Below are 20,842 nucleotides of genomic sequence, written 5' to 3' on the forward strand. Positions count from 1 at the left end.
GCCGGGCGGCGGTCCGCTCCTGCCGTCAGGCGTAGAACCGCGACAGGCTCTGGAGGACGGCGGCGGGCTTCCCGCCGCCGTCGATCTCTATCGTGCCGTCCACGGTGATCTGCACCCCGCCCGGCACCTCCTCGACGTCCGCGAGCCTGCCGACGAGCCGGATGCGGGAGCCGACCTTCACCGGCGAGGGGAAACGGACCTTGTTCAGGCCGTAGTTGACCTTCGTGGTGACGCCCTGGACGTCCAGCAGCTCGGTGAACAGGGGGATGAAGAGCGAGAGGGTGAGGTAGCCGTGCGCGATGGGGGCGCCGAAGGGACCCGCCGCCGCCTTCTCGGGGTCCACGTGGATCCACTGGTGGTCGCCGGTGGCGTCGGCGAAGGTGTCGATGCGCTCCTGGGTGACCTCGATCCACTCGCTGGCGCCGAGGTCGCTGCCGGCGAGCTTCTTCAGTTCGTCGAGGCCGTTCACGGTGAGGCTCATGGGGTTCCTTACTGGTTGCCGTAGCGCTTGCGCACACGGGACTTGAGGAGCTTTCCGGAGGCGGTGCGCGGGAGTTCGTCCGCGAGGACCACCGACTTCGGGATCTTGTACTTGGCGAGGCGGCCGGACAGGGAGGCCAGCACCTCGTCGGGGTCGACCGAGGCACCCTCGCGCGGCACGACGACCGCGCGCGGCACCTCGCCCCACTTGTCGTCGGGCACGCCGATGACCGCGGCCTCGACGATGTCCGGGTGGGCGAGGAGCAGGTCCTCGATCTCGGCGGGGTAGATGTTCTCGCCGCCGGAGATGATCATGTCCTTGATGCGGTCGACGATGAAGACGTAGCCGTCCTCGTCGATCCGGGCCGCGTCCCCGCTGCGGAACCAGCCGTCGGTGAAGGAGGCGGCGGTCTCCTCGGGCAGCCCCCAGTAGCCGGGCATGACGTGCGGGCCACGGATCACGACCTCGCCGGTCTCGTCGACGTCGACGGGCGCCAGATCCGGCCGTACGACCCGCACATCGCTGAAGAAGTGCGGGACACCCGCCGAGCCCGCCTTGCTGACGCAGTGCTCGGCGTCCAGCAGCAGGGTGCCGGGGGACGCCTCCGTCATGCCGTAGCCCTGGAGGAAGGTGAGACCCCGCTCCCCGTACGCGGTGATCAGCGGCGTCGACACCGGGGAGCCGCCGCAGGTCAGGATGCGCAGGGAGGACAGGTCCGCGTCGGCCCAGCGCGGGTGGCGGGCGACCTGCTCGAACATCGTCGGCACCCCGAACATGAAGGTGATCCGGTGCTGTTCGATCAGGTCGAAGGTGGCGCCCGGGTCGAAGGCCTCGACCAGGACGCAGGTGCCGCCCTTGAGCAGCACCGGGAGCGTCAGCATGTTCAGGCCGGCCGTGTGGAACAACGGCGCGGAGACCAGGGCCCGTTCGTCGGCGATCAGGTCGGTGTCGACGAGGACGTTGACGGCGTTCCAGGTCAGGTTGCCGTGCGTGAGCATGGCGCCCTTGGGACGGCCCGTCGTGCCCGAGGTGTACATGATGATGCAGGTGTCGTCGGCGACGACCGGCTCATCGATCCGCTCGGCTGCGGCCGAGGCCAGCAACTCCTCGTATTCGGCGCCCACTTCGACGTACGCCCGGACATCGGTGTCGCCGGGCAGCCCGGCGACCAGTCCCGCGTGCGAGGGGCCGTAGACGAGCGCCTTCGCGCCCGAGTCGGAGAGCTGGAAGGCGATCTCCGGCCCGGCCAGCCGGGTGTTGAGCGGCACGAAGACCGCGCCGAGCGTGCCGGCCGCGAACAGTGTCTCCAGGTAGGAGGGGTGGTTGGGGCCGAGGTAGGCGATGCGGTCGCCGCGCCGGATGCCGCGCGAGCGCAGGGCGTGGGCGAGGCGGGTGGTGCGGTCGTACAGCTGCGCGTACGTGAGCGAGGTGCCGCCGTGGATCAGGGCGGTGCGGTGCGGGGTCTTGCGGGCCCGGCGTGCGGGCCACGAACCCAGTCCCTCATTGCGCATCTACGGCCCCTTATGGCTTGGTCAGCCCGAGCAGGCGGGCGGCGTTCTCCTTGAGGATCCTCGGCTTGACCTCGTCCTTGATCGACAGCTTCTCGAAGTCGGCGAGCCAGCGGTCGGGGGTGAGGACGGGGAAGTCGGAGCCGAAGAGGACCTTGTCCTTGAGCAGGGTGTTCGCGTACTGCACGAGCTGTGGTGGGAAGTACTTCGGCGACCAGCCGGACAGGTCGATGTGCACGCCCGGCTTGTGCGTGGCGACGGCGAGCGCCTCGTCCTGCCAGGGGAAGGACGGGTGCGCCAGGATGATCTTGAGGTGCGGGAAGTCGGCCGCCACGTCGTCCACGTGGAGGGGGTTGGAGTACTTGAGGCGGATGCCGCCACCGCCCGGGACCCCGGCGCCGATGCCGGTCTGGCCGGTGTGGAAGAGGGCGATGGTGCCCGTCTCCTCGATCACCTCGTAGAGGTCGTACGCCACCGAGCGGTCGTTGGGGAAGAAGCCCTGGATGCTGGGGTGGAACTTGAAGCCCTTCACCCCGTACTCCTCGACCAGGCGCCGGGCCTGCTTGACGCCGGCCTTGCCGCGGAAGGGGTCGATGGAGGCGAAGGGAATGAGGACGTCGGAGTTGGCGGCCGCCGCTTCCGCGACCTCCTCGTTCGGGACGGGCGCGGTGCCGGTCGCGGACTCGGCGTCCACCGTGAAGATCACGGCGGCCATCTTCCGCTCGCGGTAGTACGCGGCCGTCTCCTCCAGCGTCGGCTTCCGTTTGCCCTCGACCTTGAAGTAGGCGGAGGAGGCGTCGTGCAGGTCGTCGTCCAGGGAGGAGTGGCCCTTGGAGGAGACCTCCGCGTGGGTGTGGACGTCGATCGCGACCAGTTCCTCGATGTTCATCAGGCCTCCGGGAACTTCGGCGCCGGGATGCCGACCGACTGGAGCTCGGCGCCCACCGACGTCGGGAAGGCGTCGGCCAGGCTGTCCGGGGTCCAGCCGCCGTCGGCGTACGCCGCCCTGATCTCCTGCGGATGGGACCAGAGTGCCACCTTGTCGCCGCCGATGCCGATGGCCTGGCCGGTGATGCCACGGGCCGCCTCGGAAGCGAGGAAGGGGACCAGGGCCGCGCAGTCCTCGGGGGTGCCGAAGCCCTCGCCCTTGCGCAGGAAGTCCGGGAAGGGCTGCCCGTTCTTCAGGGCCTCCACGTAGGGGGCGAAGGCGGGGATCGTCTCGGTCATCGCGGTCGCGGCGACCGGCACGATCGCGTTGACGGTGATGTTCGCGCGGCCCAGCTCCATCGACCAGGTACGGGCCATGGCGGCGATGCCGGCCTTCGCGGCGGCGTAGTTGGTCTGGCCGAAGTTGCCGCGCTGGCCGGCCGGGGAGCCGACCAGGATCAGCGTGCCGCCCTCGCCCTGCTCACGCATGCGTACGGCGGCGGCGCGGGCGCAGGTGAAGGTGCCCTTGAGGTGAGTGGTGATCACCGCGTCGAAGTCCTCGTCGGTCATCTTCCACAGCACCTTGTCGCGCAGGATGCCGGCGTTGGTGACCAGGATGTCGAGCCGCCCGAACTCCGCCACGGCCCGGTTCACCAGGCGCTCGGCGGCCTCGGTCGTGCCGACCGGGACGACCTCGGCCACGGCGGTGCCGCCCGCCTCGGCGATGGACTTCACGGCCGCCTCGGCCACGGCCTCGTCGACGTCGTTGACGACCACGGACGCGCCGTGGGCGGCCAGGGCGTGCGCGTAGGCGAGGCCGAGGCCCCGGCCGCTGCCGGTGACGACGGCGACCTTGCCGGTGAGATCGATGCTGGGCACGGGTGGGTCCCTTTCGCATGGGGTGCGGCTTCGAGATCGAAGCTAAGAGCAATAATTGTTGACGTCAATAGTTGTTGGCGACCTATGGGTACGTCATGCTGGAATCACCAGGACGCAACGAGCACAGGGAGTCCGCCATCACACGCCAGCACGCCACCCCGAAGCCCATCGACGTGGACGAGCCGTGGATGCGCGGGCTGCACGCGGACACGGGCTACCTGCTCTACCGCCTGGGCCTGCGCTCCGGGCAGCTGTTCAACGCGTTCCTGCAGGAGTCGGGGGTGCGCCTGCGGCACTACGCGGTGCTGCGCTTCCTCGCCACCTCCGACGGTGCCCTGCAGCGCGAACTGAGCACGCGCCTCGGCTACGACCCGAGCGCGATCGTCGGCCTCGTCGACGACCTGGAGAAGCTGGGCTTCGCCGAGCGCCGCCCCTCCCCCGACGACCGCCGCAGCCGCATCGTCGTCCTCACCGAGGACGGCCGCGCCTTCCTGCGCGACACCGACGAGGCGGGCCTGCGCGCGACGAGTGAGCTCTTCGAGCCGCTCGACCCGGCCGAACGCGAGACGCTGCACGCGCTGCTGCTGCGGATCGCGGAGGACGGGCTGGGGTGATGACCACGCATGCCCGAGGGGACGAGATGGCCGCCCGCTCCGCGCCCGACCGGCTGCTGGCCGTGCTCGCCGCGTTCGACCACGAGCATCCGGCGCTGTCCCTGACGGACATCAGCAGGCGGGCCGGGCTGACCCTCACCACCGCGCACCGGCTGGTCACCGCGCTCACCGAGTGGGGCGCCCTGGAGCGGGACGGGTCCGGCGTCTACCACGTGGGGCTGCGGCTGTGGGAGGTCGCGGCACTCGCACCACGCGGGCTGGCCCTCCGCCAGATCGCGCTGCCGTATCTGGAGGACCTGTACGAGGCGACCCACGAGAACGTGCAGCTGGCGGTGCGGGACGGCGGCGAGGTCGTCTACATCGAGTGGATCTCGGGGCGTTCGGCGGTGGGCGTGCACATCAGGGTCGGGGCGCGCTGGCCGCTGCACGCGACGGGCGTGGGACTGGCGCTGCTCGCGCACGGGGACGCCGGGTCCCAGGAGGAGTACTGCGCCGGTCCGCTGCAGTCCTTCACGCCGTACACCGTGACCGACCCGGGGCGGCTGCGCCGGGTGCTGGCCGACGTACGGCGCACGGGCGTCGCGGTGAGCAGCCGCCAGGTCACGGACGACGCGCTGTCGGTGGCGGCCCCGGTACGCGGCCCGGGCGGCGCGGTGGTGGCCGCGGTGTCGGTGGTGGTACCCCAGGCCGACGCCCAGGTCCCGGTACTGGTCCCGGCGGTACGGCTCGCGGCGCGGGGGATATCGCGGGCGTTGGGGTGGCGGCCGGAGTAGGCGCCGACCAACCGGGCGGGTCCCGGCCGTGTCCCGCTCACCCGCCCCCGATCCCGGCAGTCGCCGTGAACGTCAGCTCGTCGTCGCCGAGTTGGGCCGTGGCCCGGCAGACCAGCGTCGTGGCTGTCGCGACCTGGGCGCGGGTCGCGTGCCAGCGGGTGGTGAGGTGGTCGCCCGCCGGGAGGCGGGAGGTGGTGAGCGGGTCGAGGGCGCGGATGCTCCAGCCGGTGGGTGTGCCGAGGGTGAGCCGGGGTGTGATCCAGGGTTTGGCGGAGCCGTTGGCGAGGGTTGCGGTGACCGTGAACTCGGTTCCGTGACCGGTGACTTCGAGGGTGACGCCGAAGGGCCTGCGTGGGTACTCCGGCGCCCATGACGCGCGCATCACCTTCACCAGCTCGTCCGCGCGGGCGGGCAGGGCGGCAGCGAGGTCGTGCTGCTCGCCGGGGTCCTTGGCGAGGTCGTACAGCTCCACGTCCCACTGGTCGTCGGGGGCGCGGCGGTTCTGGCCCGGTGCGAAGCGGATCGCCTTGAGGTCGCCGTGGCGCAGGGCCTCGGCGAGGCGGTCGCCCCGGCCGTGGTCGACGGCGTTCTGCCGGGCGGTGACGCCGGCGTGGTTGCGGTAGAAGTACAGGCTGTCGTGGCGGGCGGCGTCCCGGGAGCCACGCAGCAGCGGGGCGATCGACAGGCCGTCGACGTCCGTCGGGACGGGCGCGCCCGCGAGGTCGGCGAGGGTGGGCAGCAGGTCGGTGAGCGGGGTGGGCCGGTCCGTGGTGCCGGCCGGGATGTACCGCGGGGACCAGGCGATGAACGGGACACGGATGCCGCCCTCGTACAGGTTCCGCTTGAAGCCGCGCAACGGGCCGTTGCCGTCGAAGAGTTCGGGGTCGGTGCCGGCCTCTTCGTGCGGTCCGTTGTCGCTGGTGACCAGGACGATCGTGTTGTCCGCGAGGCCGAGCGCGGTGAGCTTGTCGGTGATGTCGCCGACGAGGGTGTCGAAGGTGGTGACCTGGGCGGCGTGCCGCTTGTTGGGGCCGGTCCAGGGCCGGTCGGCGTACGCGCCGAGGTGCGGGTCCTTGCTGGGGGCGTGCGGCACGGTCGGGGCGAGGTACAGCAGGAACGGCTCGCGCTGGTGGGTGTGAATGAAGCTCAGGGCGCGTTCGGAGACGAGGTCGGGGGCGTAGACCTGCTGGGCACCGCCCTTGTTCTCCGGGATCTCCTCTCGGGTGCCGTTGCGCCACAGGTAGTCGGGGAAGTAGTCGTGGGCGTGGTGGTGGGTGAGGTAGCCGTAGAACTCCTCGAAGCCACGGGCGTTGGGGTGGCTCGGCTGGTCGGGGGCGTTGGGTCCGAAGCCCCATTTGCCGATCAGGCCGGTGCGGTAGCCGCGGGCCCGGAGCACCTCGGCGAAGGTGAAGTCCTTCTCGGTGAGGGCGCCTTGGCCGCCCGGCCCCCACGGGTTGTTCCGCACGGTGGCGTGCCCGCCGTGCAGCCCGGTCAGCAGCGAGCAGCGCGAGGGCGCGCACACCGGGGCGGCCGCGTAGGCGTCGGTGAAGCGCAGGCCCTCGGCCGCGAGGGCGTCCAGGCGCGGGGTGTGGATCAGTTTCTGGCCGTAGGAGCCGAGCTCGCCGTAGCCGAGGTCGTCGGCGAGGATCACCACGAAGTTGAGCCGCCCCGGCGACGACCGGGCGGCGGGCAGCGCCGCCGCCCGCCGAGCGTCCGGTGCGGGCCCGGCCTCGTCGCCCGGTCCGCAGGCCGAGACCGTCGTGAGCGCGGCGGCACCGGCGATGACGCTGCGGCGAGTGGGCATGCGGGGTCCCCCGGTACGACGGCGAATGCGGCTGCTGGACCGATGATGATCAGGACGGTCGGTCCAGGACCATGCACACGCTGTGAACGCTCTGTTGCATCTCTTCAGAGGGGCGCCCGGGGCCGGAGGTTCCCCCTCCATGGCAAAGGAACGATCAGGATCGGCGGCCGCGATATCCCTCTCACCGGCGAGGCGCCGCCCGCGCGCCCCTGGTGATACTGGAACGGCCCGTCCCCCTCAGGAGCCGCCCATGTCCCCGCCGTCCTGGTTCACCCGGGTCGTCGCGCGGCTGCGCACGGCGAATCCGTACGTCGTCGACACCGCGCTCGCCGCGCTGGTCCTGTTCGCCGTCTCGCTGCAGTGGATCTTCCCCGACGAGGGCGACGACCGCCTGACCTGGCAGGGCTGGCTGCTCGGCGCCGCGACGGCGGCGCCGCTGGTGTGGCGGCGCCGGGCGCCCTTCGCGACGGCGTGCGCGGTGTCGGTGGCGACCCCGGCGATGGCGGTCTACCACGCGCCGCCGCCGGACGTGGTGTGGGGCGGTCTGGTCGTCCTGTACACGCTGGCCGCCCGGTCCCCCGCGTGGCAGCGGCGGGTCATGCTGGTGGGCTGGCTGATCGGCGTGACCCTGACCATGCAGCACAAGGAGGGTGCCCGGCCCTTCGAGTACGCCTTCCACCTGCTGACGGTCCTGTGCACGTACGGCCTCGGGACTCTCGCCCGGGTCCAGCGCGCCTACACCGCCGAGGTCGAGGACCGGGCCCGGCGCCTTGAGCGGGAGCGGGCCGCGGACACCGCGCGGGCCATCGCGCAGGAGCGCGCCAGGATCGCCCGGGACATGCACGACATCCTGGCCCACGCGGTGAGCCTGATGGTGGTGCAGGCGGAGGCCGGGCCGGTCGTGGTGCGCTCGGACCCGGAGCGCGCGGAGGCCTCCTTCGACGCGATCGCGGCGGCCGGGCGGGACGCGATGGGCCAGCTGCGGCGGATCCTCGGTGTCCTCAAGGAGGAGCAGTGGAACGGCACTTCACCGCAGCCCGGCGTGGCCGCGCTGCCCGCGCTGGTCCGGCAGGTCGGTGAATCCGCGGGCCTGCGCGTGGAGTTGAGGGACACGGGGGAGCCGTATCCGCTGCCGCCGGACGCCGAGGTGGCCGCCTACCGGGTGGTGCAGGAGGCGCTGACCAACACCGTGAAGCATGCGTACGCTACCTGCGCGACGGTCGAACTGGACTGGACGGAGGACGCGTTGACGCTGACGGTGACCGACGACGGCCGGGGTCCGGCGGGTCCGGGCGGCGGGCACGGGCTGATCGGCATCCGGGAGCGGGCGGGCGCCTGCGGGGGCAGCGCGGAGGCCGGGCGCGGACCGGACGGCGGCTTCCGGGTCGTCGTACGACTGCCCGTGGCCGGCGACAGACGGGCGGTGCGTTCGGGCAGTGGACGGCGGGGCCCGGGGTGAGCATCCGGGTGGTCGTCGCCGACGACCAGGAGCTGGTCCGCAGCGGCTTCAGCATGATCCTGGAGGCGCAGCGGGACATCGAGGTGGTCGCCGAGGCCGGGGACGGCGCCGAGGCGGTCGCGGCGGTGCAGCGGCACACGCCCGACGTGCTGCTCCTGGACATCCGCATGCCGGTGATGGACGGCTTGGAGGCGGCCCGGCGGGTGTGCGCGCAGTCCGGTTGCAAGGTGGTCATGCTGACCACCTTCGACCTCGACGAGTACGTGTACGAGGCGCTGTACGCGGGCGCCAGCGGCTTCCTGCTGAAGGACGTGCGCCGGGACGACCTCGTGCACGCCGTGCGCGTGGTCGCGGCCGGCGACTCGCTGCTCGCGCCGACGGTCACCCGGCGGCTGGTCGCGGACATCGTGCGCCGCCGCCGGGAGGAGGCCGCCGCGGAGGTCCCCGCCGAGCGCCTGGACGTCCTCACCGCCCGCGAGACGGAGACCCTGCGGCTGCTGGCCCGCGGCCTGTCCAACTCCGAGATCGCCACGACCCTGTTCGTCAGCGAGCACACGGTGAAGACGCATGTGAGCAACGTCCTGAGCAAGCTGGGCCTCAGGGACCGGGTGCAGGCGGTGATCTGCGCGTACGAGACGGGTCTGGTGACTCCGGGAGCCCCCTAGGGGGTGTCGAGTTCCTCGAAGAGGGTCAGCTGGAGGGCGCCCGGGGCCTCCAGCCTGGAGTTCAGGGAGTTCCAGGGGGTGCGGGTCGGCTCGGCGAGCACCTCGGCTCCGGCGGCGGCCAGCCGTGCCGTGGCGGCGGTGGAGTCGGCGACCTGGAAGGCGACCCGGATGTGGCCGGCGACGCGGTGGCCCACCTCGACCTGGTCGATGAAGTCGGCGTGGTTCGGATCGGTCAGCTCCAGCGTGGCCCGGCCCGCCTCCAGGATGGTGACCCGGCCGTCGGGCGAGGAGTACGCGGCCCGCTCGGGCAGGCCGAGGACGTCCCGGTAGAAGCGCAGGGCCTCGTCGTAGTCCTCGGCGGTGACGACCAGTCGGAGTTCACGGACGGCGGGCTCCTCGGACATACGGGCTCCTTCGGGATCGCGCGGACGGAAGGATCAACTCCCGGACCTGCCGGGGGATTCCCTCCCTCCGAGGAGTGAGTCGCGCCGCCGTCTCCCCCGTACGACGGAGTCCTCGAAACCGCTCCCTCCGGCGATCCGGGGGCGCCCCCGCCGGGACGAGCCTGGGGGCGTCAGGAAACCGACGAATCGCCGGGAGGCATCGTGCTCTCCACCCTCGCCCGGGCAGCGACCCGCCGCCCGCTGACCGTCATCCTTCTGTGGGTGCTCTTCCTGCTGCTCGGCTTCGGCCTCGGCACGGGCGTCTTCGGGCGGCTGTCCGACAACGTGCCCGAGGTCCCCGGCACCGAGTCGGAGCGCGCCGCCCAGTACCTCGACCGCACCGACCCGACGGGCGAGTCGATCACCGGCGTCGTCGAGGGCGTCGCGGTCACCGACCCCGGTCTGCGCGGCCAGGTCGAGCGGGCCGTCGCGGACGTACGGACCATCGCCGGGGTCGCCGCCGTACCGGATCCGTACACCACGCGCGGTCTGACCGCCGAGGACGGACGGGCGCTGATCGTGCCCGTCACCCTCAAGGGCGGCCTCGACGACGACGCCGAGGAGCGGGCCGTGGACGCGGCGGCCGACCGGATCAAGCAGATCGACGCGCCCGAAGTCCACGTCAGCGGCGGCCCGTTGCTGGGCAAGCAGCTCGGTGAGCGGGCCCAACAGGACGTGAAGAACGCCGAGTTGATCTCGCTGCCGGTCGTACTCGCCCTGCTGCTCGTGGTGTTCGGCGGACTGCGCGCGGCGGCGCTGCCGCTGGTGATCGCGGTGAGCGGCATCGCGGGCGCGTTCCTGGCGCTGTTCGCGTTCAGCGAGGTCACCGACATCTCGGTGTACGCGATCCAGGTCACCACCATGCTGGGGCTCGGACTCGCCGTGGACTACGCCCTGTTGATGCTGGTCCGCTTCCGCGAGGAGCGCCGGGACACCGAGGACGTCGTCGAGGCCGTGCACCGCACGGTCGCCGCGGCCGGCCGGACCGTCCTGTTCTCCGGCCTCACGGTGGCGGTCAGCCTGACCGGCCTGCTGGTCTTCCCGAGCGTGTTCCTGCGGAGCATGGGCCTGGCGGTGGCGGCGGTCGTGGTCATCGACATGCTGGCCGCGGTCACTCTTCTCCCCGCCCTGCTGACCAGGTTCGGCGGAAAGATCGCGCCGGCGAAGACCCGCCCGGAGGGCGAGGAGGGCCGCTTCTTCGCCCGCGTGGCCCGCTTCGCGACCCGCCGCCGTATCGCCGTCGTGGCCACGGTCGTCCCGGCCCTGCTCGTCCTGGCACTCCCCGTCACCGGCATGAAGATCGAGATCGGCGACGCGACCCAGCTCCCGTCGAGCACGGAGGCACGGCAGTTGTACGACACCGTGGACGCCCACTTCCCGGCAGGGACCGGTGTCTCGCCGGTCACGGTGGTCCTGAAGCCGGGCACGGACGCGGGCACGGCGGACCGCATCCGCGCCCTCTCTCCCACCTCCGGCTCGCGCCAACTGCCGGGCGGTGCAACGGTCGTACAGCTCCAGCCGTCGGGCAGGGTGGACGGCGCCGAGGCCACCGACCTCGTCCAGCGGGTCCGTGACATCCGCGGCGGCGAACCGGTCGAGGTCACCGGCCCGGCCGCCCGCCTCGTCGACTTCCGCGCGATGCTCTCGGACCGCGCGCCCTGGGCGGCGCTGACCGTGCTGGCCGGCATCTTCGCCCTGCTGTTCGCCTTCACCGGCTCGGTCCTGATCCCGCTGCGCACGATCCTGACGACGCTGCTCAGCCTGGGCGCCGCGCTGGGCGTGACGGTCTGGGTCTTCCAGGACGGCCACCTGGCCGGAGCGCTGGGCGCCGAGGGCCTGGGCGCGCTCAGCCTCACGGCACCGCCGCTGATCGTCGCGATCGCCTTCGGTCTGGCCATGGACTACGAGCTGTTCATCCTGGCCAGGATGCGCGAGGCCCGGCAACGGACCGGCGACGACCAGGAGGCGGTGGTCGAGGGCCTGCGCCGCTCCGGCCGGGTCGTCACCTGCGCGGCCCTCCTCCTCGCGGTGGTCTTCGGTGCCTTCATGACGGGCGGCTTCTCCCCGATCCTCCAGATCGGCCTGGGCCTGACGCTGGCGGTGCTGATCGACGCGACGGTGGTACGGATGCTGCTGGTCCCGGCGACGATGGCGCTGCTGGGGCGGCGGGCGTGGTGGGCGCCGAGGCCGCTGCGGCGGGCGCACGAGAGGTTCGGGGTGAGCGAGGAGGCGGCTCCCCGGCCGCCCGCGACGACGGGCGTCTGAGGCCGGCGGCTACTGGGCGGACGTCAACCGCTCCTGGTAGCCGGTGACTTGGACCTTCTTCCCGGACGGCGGGACCACGGCGAGCGCCATCAACGACTCGGTGCGGGTCAGGATGGTGACCGAGGTCCTGCCGTCCAGGTAGATGTCGCTGATCACGGGCAGGTTCTTCAGCTTCAGGTCACCGCCGCCGCAGTCGGCCTTGCCCCAGTTCTTGTACTGCACCCCGAAGTCGTAGAGGACCAGCGCACCACCGTCCTCGGTCTTCATCCCGTACGCGGTGTCGCCGCCGCCGGAGCCGGCCGCGTACTCGCCGTCCACGCACTTGTCGGCGGCCGGGGCGCGATCGGCGTAGGCCTTCTTCCAGTCCTTGACGGCTGTCGTGTCGGCGAAGGAGGCCGCGGCCTTCGTTCCTCCGGTCACATAGAAGTCCTGGGAGAGGCTGACCAGGTCGCCGAGCGGCAGGGACCCCACCCGTCCGGTCGCCGCGAGCGGGGTGGCGAAGCCGTCGCCGTCCACGTCCACGGCGGGCGGCTTGCCGGTGACCTCGCCGACGGTCACCGCCCGCCAGCCCTTGCCGCCCTTGGCCTTCTCGTCCACGACGCTCTTGAAGACGATGAGCCGGCGGCGGTCCTTGGCGATGCCCTCGCCGGTGATCGCCGTGTTCACCATGAAGAAGTCCGCGGAGCCCTTGCGCGGGATGTAGAAGCGCGCACTCCCGACGGGGTAGCTGAACGGGGTCTTCGACTGCTCCTGCTCCTTCTCGGACCAGGCGGGGTACTGCCGGAAGCCCGCCTGGCTCTGCGCCAGCATCGCGCCGCTCTCGATCGTCGCCGTCTTCTCCGCGTCCCGCGTGGCGTTGGCCGCGTTGTTGACCTTCACGTAGTTCCGCAGCACGGCTCGCGCGTCCGCGAGGGAGATGACCCCGGCCGCGGCCTTGCCTCCGCCCTCGGACGTGGCGGCACCGTCGGAGCCGGAGCACGCGGCGAGTGCGGTGGCCAGTACGGCAACTGCCGTGGCGGCGCGGGCGGTTGGGCCGGGACGGCGGCGCTGACTCATGTGTTCCCCCTGTCGTGGATGATCACGACAGGGTAGCGGTGCGTTCCGCAGGGTCCTCGCGCCGGGCTCAGACCGGCAGGTCGGCGCGCAACCGCCGGTCGCGCGGGGCGTGTTGGCGCTCCAGCCGGGCGTCCAGCAGACGGCCCGCGTCGTCGCAGCGGCCCGCGGCGACCAGGGCGTACAGCAGCGTCTCCTCGACCACCTCGCGCTGTGCCGCGCTCCCGCCCACCCGCCGCACCACTGGCAGCACCGCGTCCAACTCCCGTGCCGCCTCCGCGAACCGCTCCTCGACCACCGCGACGAACGCCTCGCACAACGGCACGATCACCTCCCGCTGCACCTCGTCGGCACCGAGAGCGTGGTCCCGCAGCCGGTACAGCGCCGGCAGGTCGCCCGCCGCCGCGAGAGCGACGGCCGCGTGCAGCGCGGTGAAGGCGGTCGTCGGACGCTCCAGGACATCCCGGGCGACCGTCTCCAGCACGTCGGCCGTGGGCAGTTCGCCCCGCCAGCTGTCGCTCAGCCGCGCCCGCCACAGCAGCGACCCCGAGTCGACCAGCGCCCGCACGCCTGTGACCACCCGCCCCGGTGCGAGCTGCGCGAACCAGCGCCGGCGCACCGCCGCGGGGTCGTCCAGGGCGAGTTCGTGCAGCGCGATGTGCCATGAGAAGTGCGCCCGGTGCACGGCACCCCGCCCCTGTCCGGACACCCACCCGTCGAGCCAGTCCCGCCCCGCCTCGTGCGCCCCGGACTCGTAGTGGACGTGCGCGAGAGCGTGCACGGCGTGCCCGGAGGCCGGCTCCAAGGCCAGCGCCCGGTGGGCGAGTTCACCCGCCTCCCCCAGCCGCCCCTGCTCCTGCCGCAGGAACGCGAGCAGCGAGGTGTGGAACCAGTGCCCGTCGTACACGGGCGACGTCCGCTCGACCAGCCGCAGCGCGTGCTCGTCGTCGAGGTCCGTCACCCCGGAGAAGGCGATGGTCGGCACGGCGGCGGCCAGTGCGAGCGCGTCGGCGGGGTGCGCGTCGAGATGTCGTACGAGCGCCAGGTCCCCTTCGTCGCCGTGCACCCGCCGGGTGACCGTCTCCACGAACGACCGCTCGCGTTCGTCGGCCCGCTCGGCCGCGCTGCGCTGTGCCTCGGCGAGCGCCCGCGGTACGTCGACGGCGGCCCCGCACTCGTGGCCGAGCAGGGCGAGGGCCGCGTGGCCGAGCGCGAACCCGGGGTCCAGGGCGACCGCGCGGGCGAAGGCGTCCTCGGCGCCGGCCCGGACCTTGAGGACGCGGTCGAGGCCGGTGCGGTAGGCGGCGGCCGCGTCGGCGTGGGTGGAGAGGGCGAGGCCGTGGCCGTCGACGGGGCGGCGGGAGGGGCGGGGTCGCTTGCGGGGCTTCAGGGCGAGGGGTTCGAGCAACTGCCGTGCCAGGGCCGCCGCTTGGACCCGGATCTCGGGGATGGCCGTCGTCTCCCACAGCTCGCCGCGGCGCGGGGCGCCCAGCGTGAACAGCGGCCGGTCGGCCCGCCCCTCCGCGTCCAGCAGCCGCGCCTCGACCGTGCCGACGCCCATGCCGAGGGGTCCGGCGACGGCCGCGCCCGACGCGAACAGGGAGCGCCACAGCGGATCGTCGAGCCGCCGCCCCGGCCCGGTGCAGTCGATCACCCAACCGACGCGCAGGGTACGGCCGTTGGAGAGGGTGACCACGAGTGCGCCGTCGTGCTCGACCGCGTCCGTCACCGTGCCGGTGTGCACGGTGAGCCGGCGTGCCGTGCGGGCGCGGGAGACGGACTCGGCGGTGGCGGGGGCCATGCGGTGCCGGTGGGTGTTCCACAGGGCGCCCTCACGGGCGAGGAACTCGGCGCGGTCCTCGGGGGTCAGGCTGTGCCACAGCCGCGCGGTGTGCGGGCGCAGGCTGTCCAGGGCCGGGCGCCAGTCACCGTGGGCACGCACGGAGCGGCTGACATGCCGGTACACGGCACGCCGGAGCCGCCCCAGCGAGGTGTCGTCGAGCCCCTCGGGCGAGGGCATCGACCCGGCGGGCACGAGGGCATGCGACTGGGGCAGCAGCCCACTGCGGGAGAGCGCGTGGACCGTCCGCCCTGGGCGGTCGAGGGTGAGGGCCAGATCGACGGCGGTCAGCCCGGTGCCGACGAGGAGGACATCGACCGGGCCCTCCGATGCCCGCGGCTCGGCAGTCGCAGTCGCGTGCGCGAGTCCGTCCGAGCCCTTCGACACACGCGGCTCGGCCGGCACGGCGGCGGTCGGCCGAGCCAGCGGCCCGTCCAAGGCCCCCGTCGCCCACGGCTCGGCCACGAAACGTGCCGAGGTCCGCAGGCCCGGTGGTGCCCAGGTTGCAGACGGTGCCGCAGGACCCGTGGCCAGGACCGCGGCGTCGGCCGTCAGGTGGCCCCCGTCGGCGAGCTGGAGCTCCACCCGGCCGTCGGGGGTGTCGGTACAGGTCTCGGCGCGGGTGCGCAGGCGTCGTACCGACACCGTGCCCCTGGCCCGGACGATCGCCCGCGCGAGGGTGTCGGCGAGGTAGGCACCGTACCGGTAGCGCGTCGCGAAGTCCGCGGCCGTGACGGACGGTTCGCCGTGGCGGCACAGCCAGCGGGTGAAGTGGTCCGGCTCGTCGGGGTAGCAACTCATGCCGCCCGCGGGCACGTTGAGGCGGTGGCGTGGGTCACGGGTCGCGTAGGCGGTGCCGCGGCCCGCCTCCGGCGCCGGGTCGATCAGGACCAGGTCCAGCGGTGTCCGGCGGCGCGTCGCCGTCTCGCAGAGCTGGACGGCGGTGAGTGTGCCCGCCGCGCCGGCTCCGACGACGGCCACGGTGTACCGCTCACGGACTTCGGTCACGTACGCCTCCGGGGTGCTCGGTCGTTCCTCGTCTCCGCGCTGTTGCGAACTATTCCGACCGGGATGGTTGGGAAGCCATGGCGCGACACGGATCTCACCGGATACTCAGGGCGCCGGCCGGACCGTTCATACTCTGTTCACAATCCCCGGCACTACGGCAACCGCCGTTTCAGGCCTTCCCCCAGGGAGTCCTCACAGGAATCTCAGGAAGCGGCCGGGGTATTCAAAGGATCAACAAATCTGCGCGGCGCAGGATGCACCCGGAAAAGGTGGATATCCCAGGAAGGCCTGCCGTGGGCGTCTCGCACATATCGAACCGGTCCCAGCTGTCGCAGAAGTGGTCCCGGCGGGGACTGCTCGGTGTGCTGGGCGCGGTGCCCGCCGCCGTCGCGCTGACCGGATGCAGCAGTTCGGCGGGCGCCTCGGAGGGGACGGCGAAGTCGGACACGTCGGCGAAGGCCACGGTCACGAAGAAGCCGACCGTCTCGGTCACGCCCGCCGACGGCACGAAGAAGGCCGACTTCACCAGCCCGGTCGAGATCACCGTGACCGACGGCACGCTCGCCTCCGTGAAGGTCACCGGCAACGACGGCTCCACCCTGGACGGTTCGCTCAACGCGGCCAAGACGAAGTGGACTTCGGCGAAGAACCCGTACTCGGGTACGAAGTACACGGTCACGGCGACTCCGGAGGGCGCCGCCGCGCAGACCGCGACCTTCACCACCAAGTCGCCCGGCGAGACCTTCGTCGGCTACTTCACGCCCGAGGCGGACTCGACCTCCGGCGTCGGCATGCCCGTGTCGATCAACTTCACGCACGCCGTGAAGGACCGGGAGGCCGTCCAGAAGGCCATCACCGTCACCGCCGAGCCGGCCGTCGAGGTGGTCGGCCACTGGTTCAGCGACACCCGGCTGGACTTCCGCCCGGAGACGTACTGGGCCGCCGGCACGAAGATCACCCTCAGCCTGCGGCTGAAGGACGTCGAGGGCCAGGACGGCGTCTACGGCGTGCAGCAGAAGGACGTCACCTTCCACATCGGCCGCGAGCAGATCAGCACGGTCGACCTGTCCACCAAGGAGATGGTGGTCAAGCGGGACGGCGCGACCTACGCCACCTATCCCGTCTCGGGCGGCAACGCCCAGCACACCACCTGGTCCGGGATCATGGTGATCAGCGAGCGGTTCAAGCAGACCCGCATGGAGTCCTCGACGGTGGGGCTCGGCGACGAGTACGACATCTCCGACGTCCCGCACGCCCAGCGCCTGACCACGTCCGGCACCTTCGTGCACGGCAACTACTGGGCGTCCACCTCGGTGTTCGGACACGAGAACACCAGCCACGGCTGCGTCGGCCTGCACGACGCCAAGGGCGCGAACGACAGCTCGGTGGCGGGCTACAAGTTCTACGAGTCCTCGATGCTCGGCGACGTGGTGATCGTGAAGAACTCCGGCGAGAAGACCGTGGAGGCGTCGAACGGCCTGAACGGCTGGAACCTGTCCTGGGCGGACTGGAAGGCGGGCAGCGCGGTCTGACCCCCGGGGTGGCGCGGTTGGCCCCTCTTTGCACCGTTCACGGCGTGAACTTGCCTGTCCCGAAAGGACTTTCCTTGCTTTAAGTCTTGACGGCCCTGGTACCGGAGAGCACATTGGGCCCACTTTGAGAGCGCTCTCAAGGAGCGTTCCCGAAGGGCATCCGCAGCCCATCACCCCGTACCCGGGAGGCACCCCCATGAGTGCAACCTCCGGCATACCCAGACGGCGACGCGCGCTCGTCGCCGTGCTCAGCACGCTCGGTCTGGCGGCCGCGCTGGCCACGGCCGCCACCCAGTCCGCCGACGCGTCCGCGCCCGCTCCCCCGTCGGGCTGGACGCAGGTCTTCGTCGACGACTTCAACGGCTCCGCAGGCACCGGCGTCAACACCTCCAACTGGCAGTACGACACCGGGACCTCGTATCCGGGCGGCCCCGCCAACTGGGGCACCGGCGAGGTCGAGACGATGACGAACAGCACCAGCAACGTCGCGCTCGACGGCAGCGGCAACCTGAAGATCACCCCGATCCGCGACTCGGCCGGCAACTGGACCTCGGGCCGTATCGAGACCACCCGCACCGACTTCCAGCCCCCGTCCGGCGGCAAGCTGCGCGTCGAGGCCCGCATCCAGATGCCGAACGTCACGGGCAACGCGGCGCTCGGCTACTGGCCGGCGTTCTGGATGCTCGGCGCCCCCTACCGCGGCAACTACCAGAACTGGCCGAGCGTCGGCGAGCTGGACGTCATGGAGAACGTCAACGGCATCAACAAGGTCTGGGCGACCATGCACTGCGGCACGGCGTCCGGCGGCCCCTGCAACGAGACGACGGGCCTCGGCAACTCCACCGCCTGTCCCAACACCACCTGCCAGTCGGGCTTCCACACGTACACCATGGAGTGGGACCGCTCGGTCAGCCCCGAGGCGATCCGCTTCTACGTCGACGGCGTCAACTACCAGACGGTGACCGCCAGTCAGGTGGACGCGACGACCTGGGCCAACGCGACCAACCACGGCTTCTTCGTCATCCTGAACGTGGCGATGGGCGGCGGCTTCCCGGCCGCGTTCGGCGGCGGCCCGACCAGCGCCACCGAGTCCGGCCATCCGATGGTCGTGGACTACGTCCAGGTCCTGTCGGCCAGTGGGAGCGGTACCACGACCCCGCCGACCGGCAACCGTGACGCCTACAGTGCCATCCAGGCCGAGTCGTACGACAGCCAGTCCGGCGTCACCGCGGAGACCACCACGGACACCGGCGGCGGCCAGGACATCGGCTACATCGCCAACGGCGACTGGGCCCTCTACAAGGGCGTCAACTTCGGCGCCACGGCGGCCACCCAGTTCTATGCGCGCGTCGCCAGCGGGGCCGCCTCCGGCGTGAGCGGTCTGGTGCAGGTCCGGCTGGACAGTGCCACGGCGACACCGATCGGCAGCTTCTCGGTGGACAACACCGGCGGCTGGCAGACCTGGACGACGATCCCGGCCAACATCAGCTCGGTGACGGGCACCCACGACGTCTATCTGACCTTCAGCAGCGGCCAGTCGGCGGACTTCGTGAACGTCAACTGGTTCGACTTCGGGCACTGAGCGGCATCCTCGGGGGCGGGGTCCTAGGAGTCCCCGCCCCCGGGGGAGATCAGTCCCGTCTCATAGGCGAGGACGACCGCCTGCACCCGGTCGCGCAGGTCCAGCTTGGACAGGATGCGACCGATGTGCGTCTTGACCGTGGTGGGGCTGAGCACCAGGCGGTCCGCGAGTTCGGCGTTGCTCAGGCCCGTCGCGAGCAGCCGGAGCACCTCCAGTTCGCGCGGGGTCAGGCCGGACAGGTCGCGGTGGAGGCCGGCCGGCCGGGCCTCCTCGCGATGTGTGAAGCGTTCGATCAGCCGGCGGGTGATCGCGGGGGCCAGCAGGGCGTCCCCGGCCTGTACGAGGCGTACGGCGGCGACCAGGTGCTCGGGCGTGACGTCCTTGAGCAGGAAGCCGCTGGCGCCGGCGGTGAGCGCCGCGTAGACGTAGTGGTCGAGGTCGTACGTGGTCAGGATGACGACCCTCGTGCCGTCCGGGCCGTCGGCGAGGATCCGCCGGGTCGCCTCGATGCCGTCCATACGGGGCATCCGGATGTCCATGAGCACGATGTCGGGCCGGGTGCGCCGGACCGCGGCGACCGCCTCGGCTCCGTCGGCCGCCTCGGCTGTCACCTCGATGCCGTCCGCGGCCAGGATCATGCCGAAGCCGGTACGTACGAGGGCCTGGTCGTCGGCGATGACGGCGCGCAGCGCGGGCGCGTTCATGACGTCCGCCACGGGACTCTGGCGGTGATGCGGTAGCCGCCGGCCAGGGTCGGACCGGCGGTGAGCTCGCCGCCGTACACCGCGAGCCGTTCGCGCAGTCCGATCAGTCCGCGGCCGTTGCCCTCGCCCTCGGGTGCGTCGCGGGTGGCGCCGGTGTCGGTGACCTCTATCTCCAGGACGTCCCCGGTGTATCCGACGGTGACCGAGGCGTCGGCGCCGGGCGCGTGCTTGATGGTGTTGGTCAGGGCCTCCTGCACGACGCGGTAGGCGGCAAGTTCCACTCCGGGCGGCAGCGGGTCCGGGGGCAGGGACACCGCGACGGCCACCGGTGTGCCGGCGGCGCGCACCCGCTCGGTGAGGGCGTCGAGCTGCCCGAGGCCGGGCTGCGGTTCCAGGCCGTCGGCGGGGCTGTCGGGTCGGCCGGTGTCCGGGGCGGCCAACAGGCCCATCACATGGCGCAGTTCGGCCATCGCGGCCCGTCCCCCGGCCTCGACGGCGAGCAGGGCCTCCTTCGACCGCTCCGGCGCGCCGTCCATCACCTTGCGGGCCGCGCCCGCCTGGATGACCATCACGCTCACATTGTGGGTGACGACGTCGTGCAGTTCGGCGGCGATGCGGGCCCGCTCCTCCTCGACGGCCCGCCGCATGCCCTCCTCCTGGGCCTTCTGGAGCCGTGTGTAGCGGGCCCGGCTGTCCGACAGCCGCCGCTGCCAGAAGCGGACGGTGACGGCCAGCACGGCCGCGACCAGCAGGACGACCGCGGGGCTCGACCAGCCCGGGAACGCCGGGTCGGTGTCCCGGAACGCGATGCCGGCCAGCACGGCGGCGAGGACCAGCCCGGCCGCCGCCCGCGCCCAATAGCGGCTGTACATGGCAGCGCTGTAGGCGCCGATGACGCAGGTCAGCACGTTGATCCAGGAGGCCTGGTCGCCGATGGCCAGGGCCGCCGCGAGCACCACCCCGAACACGGCCAGCGGATACCGGCGCCGGGCCGCCAGCGGCAGCGCGGACAGGACGACCAGCCACCAGGGTCCACGTCCTTCCACCACCTCGTCCACCTGCGCACCCGGTACGGGTGGCGGTGGCGGGACCGGCACCCCGTACTCGTTCTTCACGCTGATGTGGACCGGCCCGTCGCCGGGATAGCGCGCGGCCACGATCAGCGCCACGACGGTCAGCAGGACCGCCAGCACCACATCGGCGCGCACCGCCCGCCGCGACGCCGGGGCGCTCTCCGGCTCCGGCCTCAGGGCGTCGCGCAGTTGCCGGCGCAGGCCCTGCCGGTCCTCCGTCTCCATCGCCTCA

17 protein-coding genes are annotated in these 20,842 nt (G+C 72.1%); 7 read left to right on the forward strand and 10 right to left on the reverse strand.

The genetic code is table 11. From position 1 onward, the window contains the following. Window positions 1-25: 25 nt before the first annotated feature. From ABZ848_RS25020 to ABZ848_RS25035, 4 genes are read right to left on the reverse strand one after another with little or no spacing between them, the layout of a single operon-like run. The gene (locus tag ABZ848_RS25020; RefSeq protein ID WP_360835341.1) at window positions 26-481 is read right to left on the reverse strand and encodes a MaoC family dehydratase; all 456 of its coding nucleotides are present in this window, start codon (window positions 479-481) and stop codon (window positions 26-28) included. Window positions 482-489: 8 nt separating this feature from the next. Next, a complete protein-coding gene (gene menE, locus ABZ848_RS25025; RefSeq protein ID WP_360835343.1) occupies window positions 490-1,992 on the reverse strand; it encodes an o-succinylbenzoate--CoA ligase in 1,503 nt (500 codons plus the stop codon). 10 nt (window positions 1,993-2,002) lie between these two features. Then, window positions 2,003-2,878: an amidohydrolase family protein gene (locus tag ABZ848_RS25030; protein WP_360835345.1), complete on the reverse strand. Its 876-nt coding sequence runs from the start codon at window positions 2,876-2,878 to the stop codon at window positions 2,003-2,005. Next, on the reverse strand, window positions 2,878-3,795 hold the full coding sequence (locus tag ABZ848_RS25035) for an SDR family oxidoreductase (RefSeq protein WP_360835347.1): 918 nt from the start codon (window positions 3,793-3,795) through the stop codon (window positions 2,878-2,880). The genes ABZ848_RS25030 and ABZ848_RS25035 overlap by 1 nt, the downstream gene beginning before the upstream one ends. 188 nt (window positions 3,796-3,983) lie before the next feature. Between ABZ848_RS25035 and ABZ848_RS25040 the strand changes: the two genes are divergently transcribed. Continuing rightward, a complete protein-coding gene (locus tag ABZ848_RS25040; RefSeq protein ID WP_360835647.1) occupies window positions 3,984-4,409 on the forward strand; it encodes a MarR family transcriptional regulator in 426 nt (141 codons plus the stop codon). Window positions 4,410-4,435: 26 nt separating this feature from the next. Next, window positions 4,436-5,182, forward strand: coding sequence for an IclR family transcriptional regulator (locus tag ABZ848_RS25045; protein WP_360835649.1), 747 nt, complete (start codon window positions 4,436-4,438; stop codon window positions 5,180-5,182). A gap of 37 nt (window positions 5,183-5,219) precedes the next feature. On the opposite strand, the gene ABZ848_RS25050 is transcribed toward ABZ848_RS25045, so the two are convergent. Further along, the gene (locus ABZ848_RS25050; RefSeq protein ID WP_360835349.1) at window positions 5,220-6,986 is read right to left on the reverse strand and encodes a sulfatase-like hydrolase/transferase; all 1,767 of its coding nucleotides are present in this window, start codon (window positions 6,984-6,986) and stop codon (window positions 5,220-5,222) included. Window positions 6,987-7,236: 250 nt separating this feature from the next. Here ABZ848_RS25050 and ABZ848_RS25055 point away from each other — a divergent pair, with 250 nt between their 5' ends. Beyond that, on the forward strand, window positions 7,237-8,445 hold the full coding sequence (locus ABZ848_RS25055) for a sensor histidine kinase (RefSeq protein ID WP_360835351.1): 1,209 nt from the start codon (window positions 7,237-7,239) through the stop codon (window positions 8,443-8,445). Beyond that, window positions 8,442-9,110 (forward strand): response regulator transcription factor, encoded by a 669-nt coding sequence (locus tag ABZ848_RS25060; protein ID WP_360835353.1) that lies wholly within the window; start codon window positions 8,442-8,444, stop codon window positions 9,108-9,110. Before ABZ848_RS25055 ends, ABZ848_RS25060 begins: the two co-directional genes overlap by 4 nt. Here the strand turns inward: ABZ848_RS25060 and ABZ848_RS25065 are convergent. Further along, complete coding sequence (locus ABZ848_RS25065; protein ID WP_360835355.1) at window positions 9,107-9,514, reverse strand: VOC family protein; 408 nt, start codon at window positions 9,512-9,514, stop codon at window positions 9,107-9,109. The two genes, ABZ848_RS25060 and ABZ848_RS25065, sit on opposite strands and share 4 nt — an antisense overlap. Before the next feature lie 201 nt (window positions 9,515-9,715). On the opposite strand from ABZ848_RS25065, the gene ABZ848_RS25070 reads away from it, so the two are divergent. Continuing rightward, window positions 9,716-11,818: an MMPL family transporter gene (locus tag ABZ848_RS25070; RefSeq protein ID WP_360835357.1), complete on the forward strand. Its 2,103-nt coding sequence runs from the start codon at window positions 9,716-9,718 to the stop codon at window positions 11,816-11,818. Between the two features lie 9 nt (window positions 11,819-11,827). Here the strand turns inward: ABZ848_RS25070 and ABZ848_RS25075 are convergent, their stop codons facing one another. Together ABZ848_RS25075 and ABZ848_RS25080 are read right to left on the reverse strand one after the other, a co-directional pair. Further along, window positions 11,828-12,874, reverse strand: a complete 1,047-nt coding sequence (locus ABZ848_RS25075; protein WP_360835359.1) for a hypothetical protein — start codon at window positions 12,872-12,874, stop codon at window positions 11,828-11,830. A 67-nt stretch (window positions 12,875-12,941) separates the two neighbouring features. After that, window positions 12,942-15,719 (reverse strand): FAD/NAD(P)-binding protein, encoded by a 2,778-nt coding sequence (locus tag ABZ848_RS25080; RefSeq protein WP_360835361.1) that lies wholly within the window; start codon window positions 15,717-15,719, stop codon window positions 12,942-12,944. A 293-nt stretch (window positions 15,720-16,012) separates the two neighbouring features. Here ABZ848_RS25080 and ABZ848_RS25085 point away from each other — a divergent pair, with 293 nt between their 5' ends. Next, window positions 16,013-17,251, forward strand: coding sequence for an Ig-like domain-containing protein (locus tag ABZ848_RS25085; RefSeq protein WP_360835363.1), 1,239 nt, complete (start codon window positions 16,013-16,015; stop codon window positions 17,249-17,251). A gap of 196 nt (window positions 17,252-17,447) precedes the next feature. Further along, complete coding sequence (locus ABZ848_RS25090; RefSeq protein ID WP_360835365.1) at window positions 17,448-18,833, forward strand: glycoside hydrolase family 16 protein; 1,386 nt, start codon at window positions 17,448-17,450, stop codon at window positions 18,831-18,833. A 23-nt stretch (window positions 18,834-18,856) separates the two neighbouring features. Here ABZ848_RS25090 and ABZ848_RS25095 read toward each other — a convergent pair whose 3' ends face one another. Next, window positions 18,857-19,537, reverse strand: coding sequence for a response regulator transcription factor (locus tag ABZ848_RS25095; RefSeq protein WP_360835367.1), 681 nt, complete (start codon window positions 19,535-19,537; stop codon window positions 18,857-18,859). Next, window positions 19,534-20,835, reverse strand: coding sequence for a histidine kinase (locus tag ABZ848_RS25100; RefSeq protein WP_360835369.1), 1,302 nt, complete (start codon window positions 20,833-20,835; stop codon window positions 19,534-19,536). Before ABZ848_RS25100 ends, ABZ848_RS25095 begins: the two co-directional genes overlap by 4 nt. Window positions 20,836-20,842 lie beyond the last annotated feature (7 nt).

The sequence above is a fragment of the Streptomyces sp. NPDC047081 genome, from assembly GCF_040643775.1.
Lineage (GTDB): Bacteria > Actinomycetota > Actinomycetes > Streptomycetales > Streptomycetaceae > Streptomyces.

What these genes read in the sequence shown, in the direction of transcription:
- ABZ848_RS25020 (WP_360835341.1), bottom strand. Translation starts at nt 481, where the DNA reads ATGAGCCTCACCGTGAACGGCCTCGACGAACTGAAGAAGCTCGCCGGC.
- menE (WP_360835343.1), bottom strand. Translation starts at nt 1,992, where the DNA reads ATGCGCAATGAGGGACTGGGTTCGTGGCCCGCACGCCGGGCCCGCAAG.
- ABZ848_RS25030 (WP_360835345.1), bottom strand. Translation starts at nt 2,878, where the DNA reads ATGAACATCGAGGAACTGGTCGCGATCGACGTCCACACCCACGCGGAG.
- ABZ848_RS25040 (WP_360835647.1), top strand. Translation starts at nt 3,984, where the DNA reads ATGCGCGGGCTGCACGCGGACACGGGCTACCTGCTCTACCGCCTGGGC.
- ABZ848_RS25045 (WP_360835649.1), top strand. Translation starts at nt 4,436, where the DNA reads ATGGCCGCCCGCTCCGCGCCCGACCGGCTGCTGGCCGTGCTCGCCGCG.
- ABZ848_RS25050 (WP_360835349.1), bottom strand. Translation starts at nt 6,986, where the DNA reads ATGCCCACTCGCCGCAGCGTCATCGCCGGTGCCGCCGCGCTCACGACG.
- ABZ848_RS25055 (WP_360835351.1), top strand. Translation starts at nt 7,237, where the DNA reads ATGTCCCCGCCGTCCTGGTTCACCCGGGTCGTCGCGCGGCTGCGCACG.
- ABZ848_RS25065 (WP_360835355.1), bottom strand. Translation starts at nt 9,514, where the DNA reads ATGTCCGAGGAGCCCGCCGTCCGTGAACTCCGACTGGTCGTCACCGCC.
- ABZ848_RS25075 (WP_360835359.1), bottom strand. Translation starts at nt 12,874, where the DNA reads ATGAGTCAGCGCCGCCGTCCCGGCCCAACCGCCCGCGCCGCCACGGCA.
- ABZ848_RS25090 (WP_360835365.1), top strand. Translation starts at nt 17,448, where the DNA reads ATGAGTGCAACCTCCGGCATACCCAGACGGCGACGCGCGCTCGTCGCC.
- ABZ848_RS25095 (WP_360835367.1), bottom strand. Translation starts at nt 19,537, where the DNA reads ATGAACGCGCCCGCGCTGCGCGCCGTCATCGCCGACGACCAGGCCCTC.
- ABZ848_RS25100 (WP_360835369.1), bottom strand. Translation starts at nt 20,835, where the DNA reads ATGGAGACGGAGGACCGGCAGGGCCTGCGCCGGCAACTGCGCGACGCC.